Origin of the sequence: Macrococcus bovicus (genome assembly GCF_004359575.1) — a bacterium.
Lineage (GTDB): Bacteria > Bacillota > Bacilli > Staphylococcales > Staphylococcaceae > Macrococcus > Macrococcus bovicus.
In genome coordinates this window covers 1-12,801 of sequence record NZ_SCWF01000008.1, presented here as the reverse complement: position 1 = coordinate 12,801, position 12,801 = coordinate 1, and the positions used below count along the sequence as shown (strand labels likewise).

At 41.3% G+C, this 12,801-nt stretch carries 17 protein-coding genes; 6 read left to right on the top strand and 11 right to left on the bottom strand.

Features of this window, described 5'->3' with window-relative positions:
- Both ERX55_RS07735 and ERX55_RS07730 read right to left on the bottom strand, forming a co-directional pair.
- Window positions 1-1,371, bottom strand: coding sequence for a hypothetical protein (locus tag ERX55_RS07735; protein ID WP_133452002.1), 1,371 nt, complete (start codon window positions 1,369-1,371; stop codon window positions 1-3).
- Window positions 1,372-1,469: 98 nt separating this feature from the next.
- Entirely contained in the window at window positions 1,470-2,411 is a 942-nt protein-coding gene (locus ERX55_RS07730; RefSeq protein ID WP_133452001.1) for a YeiH family protein, read from the bottom strand.
- 66 nt (window positions 2,412-2,477) lie between these two features.
- Between ERX55_RS07730 and ERX55_RS07725 the strand changes: the two genes are divergently transcribed.
- Complete coding sequence (locus tag ERX55_RS07725) at window positions 2,478-3,089, top strand: thermonuclease family protein (RefSeq protein WP_165983748.1); 612 nt, start codon at window positions 2,478-2,480, stop codon at window positions 3,087-3,089.
- A 36-nt stretch (window positions 3,090-3,125) separates the two neighbouring features.
- Here the strand turns inward: ERX55_RS07725 and ERX55_RS07720 are convergent, their stop codons facing one another.
- The gene (locus ERX55_RS07720; RefSeq protein WP_133451999.1) at window positions 3,126-4,181 is read right to left on the bottom strand and encodes a LysM peptidoglycan-binding domain-containing protein; all 1,056 of its coding nucleotides are present in this window, start codon (window positions 4,179-4,181) and stop codon (window positions 3,126-3,128) included.
- Window positions 4,182-4,371: 190 nt separating this feature from the next.
- Between ERX55_RS07720 and ERX55_RS07715 the strand changes: the two genes are divergently transcribed.
- Genes ERX55_RS07715 through ERX55_RS07705 form a run of 3 tightly spaced genes read left to right on the top strand, consistent with a single transcriptional unit; the run spans window position 4,372 to window position 4,936 of the window.
- The gene (locus ERX55_RS07715) at window positions 4,372-4,551 is read left to right on the top strand and encodes a hypothetical protein (RefSeq protein WP_133451998.1); all 180 of its coding nucleotides are present in this window, start codon (window positions 4,372-4,374) and stop codon (window positions 4,549-4,551) included.
- Entirely contained in the window at window positions 4,551-4,745 is a 195-nt protein-coding gene (locus tag ERX55_RS07710) for a hypothetical protein (RefSeq protein WP_133451997.1), read from the top strand. The genes ERX55_RS07715 and ERX55_RS07710 overlap by 1 nt, the downstream gene beginning before the upstream one ends.
- The gene (locus ERX55_RS07705; protein WP_133451996.1) at window positions 4,745-4,936 is read left to right on the top strand and encodes a hypothetical protein; all 192 of its coding nucleotides are present in this window, start codon (window positions 4,745-4,747) and stop codon (window positions 4,934-4,936) included. The genes ERX55_RS07710 and ERX55_RS07705 overlap by 1 nt, the downstream gene beginning before the upstream one ends.
- A 32-nt stretch (window positions 4,937-4,968) precedes the next feature.
- Here the strand turns inward: ERX55_RS07705 and ERX55_RS07700 are convergent, their stop codons facing one another.
- From ERX55_RS07700 to ERX55_RS07690, 3 genes are all read right to left on the bottom strand, one after another.
- The gene (locus ERX55_RS07700; protein ID WP_133451995.1) at window positions 4,969-5,898 is read right to left on the bottom strand and encodes a TcaA NTF2-like domain-containing protein; all 930 of its coding nucleotides are present in this window, start codon (window positions 5,896-5,898) and stop codon (window positions 4,969-4,971) included.
- A 14-nt stretch (window positions 5,899-5,912) separates the two neighbouring features.
- Window positions 5,913-6,920 carry a hypothetical protein gene (locus ERX55_RS07695; protein ID WP_133451994.1) on the bottom strand — a complete coding sequence of 336 codons (1,008 nt, stop codon included), beginning with the start codon at window positions 6,918-6,920 and terminating at the stop codon, window positions 5,913-5,915.
- Window positions 6,921-6,986: 66 nt separating this feature from the next.
- On the bottom strand, window positions 6,987-7,991 hold the full coding sequence (locus ERX55_RS07690) for an aldose epimerase family protein (protein WP_133451993.1): 1,005 nt from the start codon (window positions 7,989-7,991) through the stop codon (window positions 6,987-6,989).
- A gap of 151 nt (window positions 7,992-8,142) precedes the next feature.
- Here ERX55_RS07690 and ERX55_RS07685 point away from each other — a divergent pair, with 151 nt between their 5' ends.
- Window positions 8,143-8,424 (top strand): hypothetical protein, encoded by a 282-nt coding sequence (locus ERX55_RS07685; protein WP_133451992.1) that lies wholly within the window; start codon window positions 8,143-8,145, stop codon window positions 8,422-8,424.
- A 35-nt stretch (window positions 8,425-8,459) separates the two neighbouring features.
- On the opposite strand, the gene ERX55_RS07680 is transcribed toward ERX55_RS07685, so the two are convergent.
- The gene (locus ERX55_RS07680; protein ID WP_133451991.1) at window positions 8,460-8,711 is read right to left on the bottom strand and encodes a hypothetical protein; all 252 of its coding nucleotides are present in this window, start codon (window positions 8,709-8,711) and stop codon (window positions 8,460-8,462) included.
- Window positions 8,712-8,747: 36 nt separating this feature from the next.
- Window positions 8,748-9,221: a glutathione peroxidase gene (locus tag ERX55_RS07675; RefSeq protein WP_133451990.1), complete on the bottom strand. Its 474-nt coding sequence runs from the start codon at window positions 9,219-9,221 to the stop codon at window positions 8,748-8,750.
- Between the two features lie 188 nt (window positions 9,222-9,409).
- Here ERX55_RS07675 and ERX55_RS07670 point away from each other — a divergent pair, with 188 nt between their 5' ends.
- On the top strand, window positions 9,410-9,910 hold the full coding sequence (locus ERX55_RS07670; RefSeq protein ID WP_165983747.1) for a helix-turn-helix domain-containing protein: 501 nt from the start codon (window positions 9,410-9,412) through the stop codon (window positions 9,908-9,910).
- A 19-nt stretch (window positions 9,911-9,929) separates the two neighbouring features.
- On the opposite strand, the gene ERX55_RS07665 is transcribed toward ERX55_RS07670, so the two are convergent.
- The 3 genes from ERX55_RS07665 to ERX55_RS07655 form a co-directional block, all read right to left on the bottom strand.
- On the bottom strand, window positions 9,930-10,970 hold the full coding sequence (locus ERX55_RS07665; RefSeq protein ID WP_165983746.1) for a globin family protein: 1,041 nt from the start codon (window positions 10,968-10,970) through the stop codon (window positions 9,930-9,932).
- Window positions 10,971-11,067: 97 nt separating this feature from the next.
- Complete coding sequence (locus tag ERX55_RS07660; RefSeq protein ID WP_133451987.1) at window positions 11,068-11,811, bottom strand: class I SAM-dependent methyltransferase; 744 nt, start codon at window positions 11,809-11,811, stop codon at window positions 11,068-11,070.
- 16 nt (window positions 11,812-11,827) lie between these two features.
- Window positions 11,828-12,604, bottom strand: a complete 777-nt coding sequence (locus ERX55_RS07655) for an alpha/beta fold hydrolase (RefSeq protein ID WP_133451986.1) — start codon at window positions 12,602-12,604, stop codon at window positions 11,828-11,830.
- Window positions 12,605-12,801: the final 197 nt, after the last annotated feature.

Sequence of the window (12,801 nt, the reverse complement as noted above, 5' to 3'; positions counted from 1 at the left end):
TTACTTATTTCTCAATTGATAGACCTTGATATACTGATGCATCTCCTTCGGAAAATGCTGCTCTATCTGCTCAATCGTCAAAGCAGTCAGTCCTACAAGTTTGAAACGATCAGTGACATGATAAGTGGCGTCTTCTCTGCCGATTGTCATTGTGCCGAGACCCAGCTCAATCGTCCGTCCCGCTACTGCATGCAGCAACGGCTTTAAATAACGTGGATCAAGCTGTTCGATATCTTCAATGATGAGCGACGACTGATTCTGTAGTGCACGTGTGATGACACCTTCTTTTATCACGGTATCTTCACCCTCTTTAACGTACTGTCCGTATAACATTCCTTGTGTCCAGCTGTCGTCCGCAACAACGTGGGGCGTTGACGCCTCTAATTCAGCGACTTCAAGCACTTTAGGTGTATAGTGATCCGTGATAAAAATATGCATCATTTTAGGAGTTATCTTCGGTTCCTTCTGCTTTTCTCCAGCTGTATAAGTGACGATGCTGTCCGCTTTCTTCGGTGCTGCTTTTGCCAGTTGTTCTGCATACGAAGTGATCGCCGGCGCTTCTTCCTGCTCAGAAGGATTGAGCATCGCCTCATACTGAATCTTCGTCAGCTCTGTCACCGATTCGTTCCAGTCTTCTCCCACGAAATATTGTGCGCGTAGCATCGGTTCGCGGTCAAGATCATAAATGGTCCGGTGCTTGATATCTCCCGTATATTTAATCGTGATAGCTGTTGTATCAGTCCGCCCCATCATGACCGGTTTTTTATGCATGGCTTCTTCAACAACTGCTGTGCCATAAATTCCACGCTCCGGTGCCGTTCGATAGATGATGATTTTATCGCCGCGCTGCATTTCCTTGTAGTGTTTGAAACCGTTGCGTTCAATTCCATTGACCGTCTTAGTGAAAATCGTATATTTCTCGTCAGGCTGGAAATCATCCATCTCTCTCATCAGGAAGTAGCGGTCAATCTTCTCTTCGCCGCGTCCTAATCCCATGATCAAGTCATAATCTTCTTTATTAATCTGATTGAGAAGTTGCTCTTTCATTCTAAAGAGTGAGAGCTTCAGCTGCTCATTACGCTCAAGATAATCTTTTGCGAGCGGCAGCAGATTCTCCTCGAACTTAAAATGAATTTTAATCTGTCCTCTTCGCGGCTCCTCGAATTTCACTACTGTACCCGCACCCAACAGGCCGATTTTATTCTGCACTTGATAAAAGATGACTTTATCCCCCACTTGCACCCGCTTGAATGCAGCGTAGCCTTCTGATGGATTGAAGTGAACAGATGAGTCAAATATTGAAACTTGTCCTACTAGATTTTCAAAATGGTTAAAGCGGTTATATCCGCAGTTCAACCAGAAATAATTCATTCTGCGTACCCCCTTAGTTATTCTGCCTTATTTTTCTGAAAGAACACCGCGATAAATGCGAGTAATGTGGTCAATATGAGTTTTTTCATTAATTTCACCTACTTAGAAAGTATCATAAGACTGACAGCTGTGACAATAAACCAAAGTACTGCACCTAATAACACAGGTTGATAACCCAGCTTTCTAAACTGTTTCAGATCTACTGATAGTCCGATTGCGCTCATTGCGATTGCAATCAGAAACAAGGACAACTGCTTAATGGCTGCAGACAAAGCAACCGGTATCGGTACTACTGTCGCAATCATACTTGCGATAATGAAATAAAGGATGAACCATGGAAAGATGCGTCTTACAGAGACACTCTTACGGTTTATGAAGACGATACCGAGACAAAGCGGCACTATCATTAATGCCCTCAGTAGCTTGACGATTGTCGCAGTCGAACCCGCTTCCGGACCATATGTATAGGCGGCAGCCACTACACTGCTTGTATCATTGATAGCCGAACCTGCAAAGTAGCCAAACGTTTCCTGTGACATAGTCAGCATATGACCTATGGCAGGAAAAAGAAAGACTGCCAGAATATTAAAGAGAAAAATAGTTGAAATAGCATAGGCGATTTCTTCGTCTTCCGCTTCAATAACCGGGCTCACCGCCGCAATTGCAGATCCACCGCATATCGCTGTACCGACCGCAATCAGCGTTCTCAGCTTGCTCTTCACCTGCAGCATTTTACCCAAAATTAAACCTGCGATAAGCGCCGCTGCTATAGTAGACAGGCTGAGCGGCAGGGAAGACCATCCATGTGACGCCACTACTTTAAAGTTAAGCGTCAGCCCCATCAATACGATAGAGGCCTGCAGCACTTTCTTCGAACAGAATTTCACGCCTGTATTTATTTTATCCATTTGTATAAAGGGTCTGACACATATTCCCATGATAATACTGAACACTGCTGCACCGATCAGCGGTATCAACTGCCCGGCCAAAGTCGCCATCACTGCAATACCGGTACAGAGCAAAATCCCACGCCATTTCATAACGTCACCTCGCTGTTATTCTAACATAATGCTATAATATAAAAATATCTAATTAAGGAGGAAGACGTGAAACATTTCATTATTATTTGTCTGCTGACTCTATTGGGCGCCCATCCTGTTCAAGCAGCTGAGCGTATTCCCGTCACACTTGACCGGGTGATAGATGGTGATACATTATCCGTTAAACAGCATGGTCATAAGAAAACAGTACGTCTCTTACTGGTTGATACCCCTGAATCCAAGAAACCGAATACACCTGTCCAGCCTTATAGTCTGGAGGCAGCAGATTATACGAAATCGCTCGTCTCACGCTGTGACCTGAGTATTGAGCATGATTCTAAAGGTCGTTATGACCGTTATAAACGTGAGCTTGTCTACCTGTATTGCGGCGATAAGATGGTCAATGAAATGCTTGTGCGTGAAGGCTATGCGCGTGTCGGTTATATCTACCAGCAGAAAGACCATTTAACTGAACTGCAGGAAGCGGAGCGACAGGCCAAAAGCAAAAAACTCAAAATATGGTCTATGGATGGATTCGTCAATGAAGACGGTGAAGGCTTCAATGCCACAGAACAAGAACGTCAGCAGGAAACTGATGTAATAGAAGAACTGCGACAGTTTCTCTACGATCTTATCGATGAGCTGCTGAATATGCTTCTCAAAAAATTGGGTCTATAAAAAAAGCATTGTTTCTTGACGAAACAATGCTTTTTACTATTGGATGAAGACGTAGCGGCTACGTTCAGCAAGGCTTATTGTGCGGTAACCGACGATTGTCGGTGGGGTATAATAGTTCATTTCCGACACAAGGATACTACCGTCAGGATTAACACGTTCAACAAATGCCACGTGTCCTAATGGACCTTCTGATGATTGTGCAATAGAACCAACAGTCGGAGTATAACTAACCACATAACCGTCCTGACGCGCACCATTTGCCCAGTTATTCGCATTCCACCAGTATGTAGAAATTCCTTTACCAATAGCAGCACGACGATTGAAGACATGCCAAGTACATTGACCATAATCATACAGATTACGATGGTTGAAGACAGGTCCCGTAGTTGGTGCATGCTGCACTGTAGTTGATGTTGTATAAGTTGTTGTTGTCTGTGGCTTCGTTGTTGTCACAGTTGAACTGGCATTACCTGACACAACAAGCTGCTGATTCGGCAAGATGAGGTATGAGCTCAGATTGTTCCAGCGCTGAATATCTGAAATAGAGACATTGAACTTATTCGCAATCAGCCATAAGCTATCTCCTGCCTGCACCGTATACTTGCCAGGAGGTGCTGAAGAGACCACAGGTGTAGTTACAGTGGTTGCTGGCGCCGGCGTAACTTGAGTGGTCACTGTTCCTGTCACTTTAAGTCTCTGACCAGGAAAAATTAAATAAGAGTTCAGGTTATTCAGACTCATGATCTTAGAATAAGAAGTCCCATATTTAGCTGCAATGACTGATAAACTTTCACCTGCCTGTACAGTATGAACAGTTGCTGAAGTAGTTTGAGTCGTCTGAACAGCACGCGCAGTTGTCGTAGGACGAGTATAAGAAGAGCCGTCTGGCACCTGCAGTTTCTGATTAACAAATATTAAGTTGGACGTTAAGTTATTCAGACTTTTTAGTTCTGCTACAGATGTATTATACTGAGTTGCGATTGTCCATAATGAATCATTTGCTTTCACTGTATATTCACTAGCATCTGCTGTATATGAATAAAGTGCACAAGCACCTGCAGTAGCCGTTAATGCGTAAACCTTCTTTCTCATCGATTGATTCCTCCACTTTCTTTTAATAGTTTCATTATGACATATGCAAATTACTTTGGATGTTACAGTTTTCTTTCATGTTTACTGATTTTATGGATACATTGTCAAACAAATTTAATAAAAGCAGGTTTCTTCAAAACAAAGAAGGGTAAAAGCTAATAACTTTTAATTTCAAAGAGGAGTGGGATGAATGGCTGACGAACAATATGATGTTCTGGATACAGAGAAAGAATACTTAGACCAGCAAGGCGCACAGGATGATGCGGCTTTAGTTAACGATTCATTAAATGTGGCGCCAGATGCAGGGGTTCAGGAACTGGATCAAAATCCACCGACTGATAAGAAGATGATAGAAGAAGATGACAAGTAATGGCTGACTGGCTGCACATCAGCGGTTTGAGTCTTTTTCTGCTGATGTCGCCCTTCCTAGTCATCATCGTTCTTCTGCTCAGCATCGTCGGTTTTCTTGCTCGAATGGCAAGACAGCAGAAGCTCATTATACAGCAGCAACAAGAACTGATACGTTTAACAGTGAAAGCACAAGTTCAAAGGAGGACTTTATAATGACTGAGAATAAACAATATGATAGCAGTATAGATGGTGTAGATAAAAAAGAAACACAGCAACCAGATACTAAAGCGAAAAATTACGATGCCAGTATCGACGGAGTAGATAAGAAAGACGATACTTTATCAGATATCCAGAAAGAACAGCTCAATCATCCTGCTCAAGAATCAGACGGTCGAGGAGAATAAAAAGCGTTCGCTCAAACTTGAGCGAACGCTTTTTATTCAACTACCATCTGTCCTGATTTTTGATAGTATTTATATGAATGAACGAGGCGGTTCTGCGCATCGACTGCTTTAAAACGGTAATACGTACCACTGACATCCTGTTCCACTGCAGGATCTGCTTTTTCAAAACGAACCGCGCTCCCCGCTTCCTGTTCTGCTGCAATTCTATATTTGTCACTGATAGCCTTGAGTGCTTTATCCTGGGCATTATCCACTGAATAGATGACCTGATCATTAAAGTCATAGATCTGCATTGATTTTGTAGCGGGATTATAGACTAAATCATAAACCGTCACGACTTTCTTCCACTGTCCGCCTGTGGCATTTGAAGTCATCACGCGTGTTGTGACAACATGCTGTTTTAATCCTTCATTTTTAACTTGATCAATCGTGAAACGAGCGATTTGATAGTTGTCAAAATAACCAGCCGGCAGTTTATTTCTTAAGTAACGGGCTGCTTCAGAATCTTGTTTGATATAAGTATTTAACGCCGATAAATCGCGGCTGTTAAATGCAGAAGGCATCTGGTTCATGTAGTTTGTGACTTGTCGTTTGGCAAGCGCTGAATAATTAACGGTTCGTGCAAGTTCCTGTGTGACAGGTACGTTTTCTCCAGAGGAATCATTGTGTTTCTCTGCATTTTCCGTGCTCGGTGTGTCTGTCTGCGGGTCTTCTGTCTCTGCTTTTGCCTTCTCTGTTGCCGGAGATTCTGTTTGAGGTGCATCCGTCTTCGGCTGATCAGTCTCTGGTTGCTCTGTTGCAGGTTGCTCTGTTGTCATTTGGTCAGTTGATTCTTTTTCAGTGCCGGCTTGTTCTGTTGTCACATGGTCAGTCGTTTTTTCTGTTGCCTGCTTAGTGTCATCATTTGCTGCACAGCCTGCAAGGAGTAACGCCATTAAACTTGCACTTAAGAGTTTTTTCATATCAGCTCATCCTTTTATGTGTCTTTACGGAAGACATCCAGATTAATAACCTTTTTTTCCTTTTCCTCTTCTTCAGCTTGTTCCTGTTCTTCAATCTCCTGTCTGATTTCTGATAATTTTTTGCCGCCATAAACCCACAGTCGTGTCTCTTCTAAAGCGGTGATGAACAACTGTTCGAACATCTTGAATTCAGGTTCAGATAAATCCTTGGCAAACAGATTAATCAGTTCTTCCATGGTCAAGTTCGCATCGTTGCTTGCGACCATCAGAAAACGGATAGTATCAATCAGCTCTGTCGATTCTTTGCCATCCTGAGATGCATGAGTCTGAATGAATTCGAGGAAGTGATTAAGTGATTCTTCGTGCTGGTGATGATGACTGCCTGCATACAGTTTGAGTTCCTCAAAAGTCTTCGGTGTATAGTAATGTTCCGCATGATAGTCTGGTAATTTCTGTCCGACAAAGCCTTCTCTGATGACCGGCAGAATCATCATATCCTCTACCTGCTCTATACCTAACAGTTCCAGCATATGATTAAGACGCTCTTCTGTCAGCTCTTCATCGAAATATTGTCTATATAGCTGTTCCACATGCTGTCTGTGAACGTAGCCATACAAAAATAACACGCCTGTTATAAAATCCAGATCCTGCTCAAGCTGCTGACGTTTCTCATCAAGGTCACGTTTATTCAGCTGATTGATCTCATCTCTCAGATCAAATGGCAGCACCATACCTTGTTTTGTTTCAAACATCAGAAGGGATTGCAGCGCAAAGAAGACACGCTCAGCGGGAACAGGGACAAATTCGTGCTTCTCTTCAACTGCATGCATTAACAGTGCATACTCATCTGATGGCATCAACAGCAGAATCCGGTTCAGATATTCTGAGGTGAAGACTTCTTTTCGGATAGACTCTATTAACTCAATCTGATGAAGTTCTGCTGCACTTTCCTGAAAAAGTTGTTCGTAAATATATTTCAAATCACTATCATTTAAATTAAGCAGTGCTTCTCTATAATCCACATTCATCATCCTAAATCTCTTTTTCTTTATTATAAAGTGCGTACGCACAGAACACAAAGGTGAATATTAAGAATGTACACTGAAATGATAGATCGTCGCCGTCTGGAAAGTTTCCGTTTCTTTCAACCTGATATCATCTAATTCAGGATGGTGAATCGCATCCGGCATCGATTGCGTTTCAAGCGCGATACCTGCGCCGCTGCCAAAATGATGTCCCGTACTATCAGTAAAATCCATTCCTTCTGCTGAATATACAACGACATAGGGTGCATCTGTCTGAACCTTAATCTGACGTCCGGACGCCTCATGAAGAAGTTTGATGCGTTTCTTGCAAGGGTCTCCAGTTAAACGGTAAGCCGTATCAAGCCCTAGCCGGACTGGCTTAAGCTGCCTATAATCCATGTTATCTTGCACGGCTATTAATTCACCTGTCGGAATCTGGTCATCGTCTGTCTGGAGGTGACTCGCGCTCTCTAGCGCAAGTAAGTGATCCGTGACATCTGCCGCCCCGCCGTTTAGATTAAAATATGTGTGATTAGTGGGGTTGAAGAGCGTTTCCTGATCGGTCACTGCAAAATAGTGAATCGTCCAGCTATTATCGCTTTTGATAGTATGCGTAATCTGGACTTTCATATTGCCCGGATAATGGTCGTCTTCTGATTTCAGTTCTGTCGTCATCTTCAGCGCAATCTCTTTCTTGTTATGATTTTCGATGATCTCCGTTTCGAATATATGATGACTTAAACCATTCGCACCGCCATGCATATGATGATTCCCCATATTTTTCTCAAGATGATACAACTGGTCAGCTAATCTGAATGAAGCATTCGCTATTCTGCCACCAACTCGGCCTATACATAATCCTGCATAAGTGCTATTGTTAATATAATCTTCCAGGACATCGAAGCCGATAATAACATTATCCAGATGCCCCTGACGGTCAGGCATTACAATTTTCTGAAGGGCTGCACCGTAATCAATAAAAGAAAAACGCATATCATCCGTCTTGATGATGTAACGGTTGACTGTCCGGCCGTTTAAATGACCGAATACTTCTTTTTTAATTTCCATTCTTATCACCCCATCTTTTAATTAACTTTACATTACCCTCTAAGCCATCATTACACACGTTAAATATGGCTTGTCATGACCGCACAAAATAATTAAATAATATATTTCATTCTAATAATTATTTTACCTAAAAGTATAAAGGGGGCTGCCTATGGATTCAATTGAACGCAAATATGAAATTTTCGATCGTTTTGGTCAGAGATGGACATGCAGTATTTTTAAAAACAAAGACTACCGAAATGCGCCTTCATTTATGAGAATCCGCTGCCGCTCAGCTGGTTTTGATAAAATACTGGATAGTCTGAATAACGAGCATACTCTGCTCAAGGTTCTGCATTTTATTACTGTGTATAATGCAGCTGAGCAAATGGATTCCATTCATATGCAGTCTGATTATGTCATGAATATTGATCGTCAGATAGATGAACATTAAAAAGAACTTTACCTGTCGCACAGGTAAAGTTCTTTTTAAATATAAGTCAGAAATGTATAGAGCACTAAAATCACCGCATCAAATAGATGACGTCCTTGATTCTGTCTGAAACGTTGATGATCCAGGCTATCAAGCAGTCCTGTAATTAAAAGTGCAGCAAGCGTCAAGATAATAAAGAGTGATACATCTCTTTCTATCGTAAACTGCAGAATGACTAAAATAATCACCCAGAAATTCAGCAGGCGATACAGTGTGCTCCATTTAACATCTATTTTGTTTTTTTCCATTTATTACTCCTTCATCCCTGATTGGAATGATGTACTCTAAAGATATTTCTCAATATCTTTCGCTATTTTTTCAGGTTCTTTTTGTGGACTGAATCGTTCAACTACATTCCCTTCACGGTCAATAAGGAATTTAGTGAAGTTCCATTTGACTGCACTGCCTAAAAGACCGCTTGTTTCTTTCTTAAGATGTGTGAATAATGGATCTGCATTTTCTCCGTTAACATCAACCTTCTCATGCATCGGGAAAGTGACGCCATAGTTCAGACGACATGCACTTGTAGCCTCTTCAGCCGTATCTGGTTCCTGATTTCCAAACTGATTGCAAGGAAAACCTAAGACAACAAAACCTTGGTCTTTATAGGATTGGTATAATTTTTCTAAACCATCAAATTGCTTGGTAAATCCACATTTACTTGCTGTATTAACGACAAGAATAACTTGACCTTTATAGCGATTCAGTTCATACGTCTCACCACTGCTCAGTTGTACCTTGTAATCATAGATTGTCATAGTAATTGCTCCTTTAGGTTGTTAAGTCTATTATAGCAAGAACTAGAAGCACTTCCTATAATATTGCCCAAGATTGAAACCTCTCTATCTTTATGTCTAAAAACATCAAATATATATTTTAAACGTATATTTAATTCTCCTGATAAATGCTATAATTTGAATAATCAGAATGGTGAGAGGTGTCAAGATTGAGTATCGGACAGAAAATACGAGAAATACGTTTATTAAAGAAGATGACTTTAAAACAAATCGCAGAAAAAACAGAACTCTCTATTCCTTTTTTATCTCAGCTGGAGAGAGATAAGTGCAGCGCGACTATGGGATCATTGCGTAATATAGCGGATGTTTTAGGCGTCCACCCAAGTGCTTTCTTCGATTATAATGAACTGACAGAGACTGCAGTCGTCAATCAAAACAATTTTGACTATCGTGATCTCAGTAATCATGTCAACAGTATTTTCAAACCCTTAAAGATTACGATTCAGCCTAATTCTCAGATTTCAAAACATATTTCCCATAAAGGGACGGAATTTGTTTATTGCCTCGAGGGGACATTGACACTCGTTGTCGGAGATGAAAGCTATAATCTGTCCCCTCATCAATCCTATATGTATAAAGCAACTGAGCCACATTACTGGTATAATCATACTCAGGAGATCGTCACGTTCCTTGTCGTCAATGAAACTTAAATAAGCTGCCACTGGCAGCTTATTTTTTAATTCGGCTAATATTTTTCTTTTTCTTTTTTTTGCTTTTTTTCTCTACACGTTTGTTGATCACGCGTGGCACGGGTTGTTTCATCTCTATCATCTTATAGCCACCAAGATGCCAGTTACGAACGGTCTGATAAGCATTCAGCATCAGCACGGAGGCCTGGTTCATGTCGAGCGCCCTCAACACGTTCTGGTCAATCATATCCTGCAGAATAGCCGTTAAATTCGCCGGATTATCAATCATTTTCATCATCACGATAATGGTATCCTGAACATCTTTCTGCTGTTCGGTATCGATGATATAAGAATCAAGGAAGCGCAAGAGTGCCTGAATTTCAGGTGAATCTTCATAGTATTCGAACGCAAAGTAATGCTGGAACTGTTCCCAGGTATCTGGTATATAATACTGGCGTTTAGATTCTATGCCCATACCGCTGAAATGGGCTGCTTCAATTAACGGGTTCAGCACAAAGCCATCCTTTACGGTAGCAATCCCCTGCAGTTCTTCAGCCAGTTGTTCTTCTGTCTGCTGACTCCCCGTAAAGCGTTCAGCGAGCAATCTATAATGAGCAAGCGAGAAATAACCGTACAAGTTAACGGCACTGACAAGCAGCTTGACTTCATCACTTTGCTGCTGTGACTGACTTTTTTCAACCACATAGCGCCGTAAATATTCTTTGATATCCGCCGGAATAAATACCCGGCCTTCCTTAACAAACATGAAGTTCTGCGCAGGCATTTCCCTCTCTGCTTCTGTAGAGAATGTATCTGCAATCAGTAAATGGTTCAACACATTATAGTCTTCTACAGACATGTTCTCAAACATACGGTCAGCTGCCGTAAAATCCTTAAATACATGGGAAACAATTAAGTCAATCTGCTCGTCCTTCTTTTTATTGGAATAGCCTTTAATCTGATAGTATTTGCAGATGTTTTTTAATGTCTCTATTTTTTCATGCTGAAGATAAAAAGCAAGCGGCTGCTCATAATGCTTGATTTCCTCTTCTGTCATGTGCTTCAAACTAAACTTGCTCATAATACACCTCAACAATCTTTTTCACTTATGTGTATTATAGCGGACTCCTCTTACATCTGTATAGGTCATCTGAAAATAACTTCGACATCAGTCGAAGTTATTTTCTTCTGGCAGATATAATTAACATCATCGGTCTTCTCAGTTCCTCTTTCATATGAGGACTTTCTTCAAGCATTTTTTCAGAAGGTACTGGCTCTGCAAGCCCATCGATAACAAAGTGATGATCTATCAGGACATTCAGATAATGACTGAGTGTCCGGTGATACTTGGTCACTCTCGTTTCCAGAAATTCGACCTGTCTTTCACCTTCATACTGATAATCATCCACCGGCCAGTGAGCCGGCTTCCCTGCTGCATCATAAACCCAATCCTGTGAATGATGAGCGGTGTAGATAGGATGTTCAATACTAAAAATAAAAGTCCCGTTGAAAGTCAGAACTTCTTTTACTTGTTCTACGACCGTTTCAAAGTCAGGCAGATAATGAAAGGCTAATGAACTCATCACTACATCAAACTCATGCGATTCAAAGCCCATCTCTTCAAGGTCATCTACCGAGCCTTTTATAAAAGTAATCTGATCAGCATGGGGCTGCTGCCGCGCTCTCTGCAGCATTTTCTCTGATATATCTATACCTACCACCTTTGCTGCATGCTGCGCCACTGCATATTCACAGTGCCAGCCATAACCGCAGCCCAGATCCAGGACATTCGTATTCTCAAGCGATGGCAGCATATCACGGAATGTTGCCCATTCGCCTGCCGCGTCCAATCCTTTTAATGAACGTGGTATCTGACTGTATTGCTCAAAGAAAAATCTGTCATCATAAAAGTTATGAGCCATCAATCATCCCTCTATTCTATTGTTTCAAAAATGATTGTACTTCCTCGACAAATCGCTCAGGTTCCTCTGCGAGAGGAGCATGACCAGAATACTTGAATTTCACGAGTTGACTGTTCGGTATATAACGCGCAATCAGTTCACTCTCTTCTGACGGATTCAGCCGGTCGTATTCACCGGTGATCAAGAGTGTTGTATTGGGCACCTTATGTAATTCTTTACGATAATCAAAACCGCTGATGCTTCTGGAAGCGACGGCTTCTTCATTTGCATCCAACGTACTATATTGATTAACCGCATTCTGCCAGGCCTTCACTTTTTCTTTATTATAAAACATGTAATCATTCAGAATTTCGAGCGCTTCTTTTTTAGATTTATTTTTGATTTCACTGCGATGTTCCATCATGAGACGTGCGAACGAACTGACGGCCGCATTCGATTTCGCGCCTACTAAAATCAGCTTATCTACTTTTCGCGGATAACGCGTCACTAAGCCGAGCGCAATATAGGCGCCCATTGAATAGCCTAAAATATGCGCCTTCTTGATATCTAAATGTGTGAAAAGCTCCAAACAATCATCGATATGATCATCCAGTGCATAATCTTGAGGCCGATCAGAATGGCCATGGCCTCTGACATCATATGTAATAACGCGATAATTTTCTCCGAGAGCTTCTTTAATTCCTTCAAACATCTTCAGGTTACCATTTAACCCATGGATCATAATAAGGGGGTCCCCGGAGCCTGTTGTTTCATAATTAATCATTGTACCGTCCATCGATTTAAATTCACTCATAATCAAGCTCCTCCTTTCTAGTGTATTACCCGATTTTTAAGGTTGTAAAGAATTATAGATAAAATAAAAAGAGTCTGGGACATAAATAACTAAATCTACGATTTATATAATGACTCGAAAGAAAAACGGAAATTCCATTGAGGAATTTCCGTTTTTAAGTGCAAAAAAAGAAGCTCTCTTATATAATGTAGTCACCA

Bases quoted from the DNA above. Each gene is read 5' to 3' on its own strand.
- ERX55_RS07735 (WP_133452002.1), bottom strand. From the start codon at position 1,371: ATGAATTATTTCTGGTTGAACTGCGGATATAACCGCTTTAACCATTTT.
- ERX55_RS07730 (WP_133452001.1), bottom strand. From the start codon at position 2,411: ATGAAATGGCGTGGGATTTTGCTCTGTACCGGTATTGCAGTGATGGCG.
- ERX55_RS07720 (WP_133451999.1), bottom strand. From the start codon at position 4,181: ATGAGAAAGAAGGTTTACGCATTAACGGCTACTGCAGGTGCTTGTGCA.
- ERX55_RS07715 (WP_133451998.1), top strand. From the start codon at position 4,372: ATGGCTGACGAACAATATGATGTTCTGGATACAGAGAAAGAATACTTA.
- ERX55_RS07710 (WP_133451997.1), top strand. From the start codon at position 4,551: ATGGCTGACTGGCTGCACATCAGCGGTTTGAGTCTTTTTCTGCTGATG.
- ERX55_RS07705 (WP_133451996.1), top strand. From the start codon at position 4,745: ATGACTGAGAATAAACAATATGATAGCAGTATAGATGGTGTAGATAAA.
- ERX55_RS07700 (WP_133451995.1), bottom strand. From the start codon at position 5,898: ATGAAAAAACTCTTAAGTGCAAGTTTAATGGCGTTACTCCTTGCAGGC.
- ERX55_RS07690 (WP_133451993.1), bottom strand. From the start codon at position 7,991: ATGGAAATTAAAAAAGAAGTATTCGGTCATTTAAACGGCCGGACAGTC.
- ERX55_RS07685 (WP_133451992.1), top strand. From the start codon at position 8,143: ATGGATTCAATTGAACGCAAATATGAAATTTTCGATCGTTTTGGTCAG.
- ERX55_RS07680 (WP_133451991.1), bottom strand. From the start codon at position 8,711: ATGGAAAAAAACAAAATAGATGTTAAATGGAGCACACTGTATCGCCTG.
- ERX55_RS07675 (WP_133451990.1), bottom strand. From the start codon at position 9,221: ATGACAATCTATGATTACAAGGTACAACTGAGCAGTGGTGAGACGTAT.
- ERX55_RS07665 (WP_165983746.1), bottom strand. From the start codon at position 10,970: ATGAGCAAGTTTAGTTTGAAGCACATGACAGAAGAGGAAATCAAGCAT.
- ERX55_RS07660 (WP_133451987.1), bottom strand. From the start codon at position 11,811: ATGGCTCATAACTTTTATGATGACAGATTTTTCTTTGAGCAATACAGT.
- ERX55_RS07655 (WP_133451986.1), bottom strand. From the start codon at position 12,604: ATGAGTGAATTTAAATCGATGGACGGTACAATGATTAATTATGAAACA.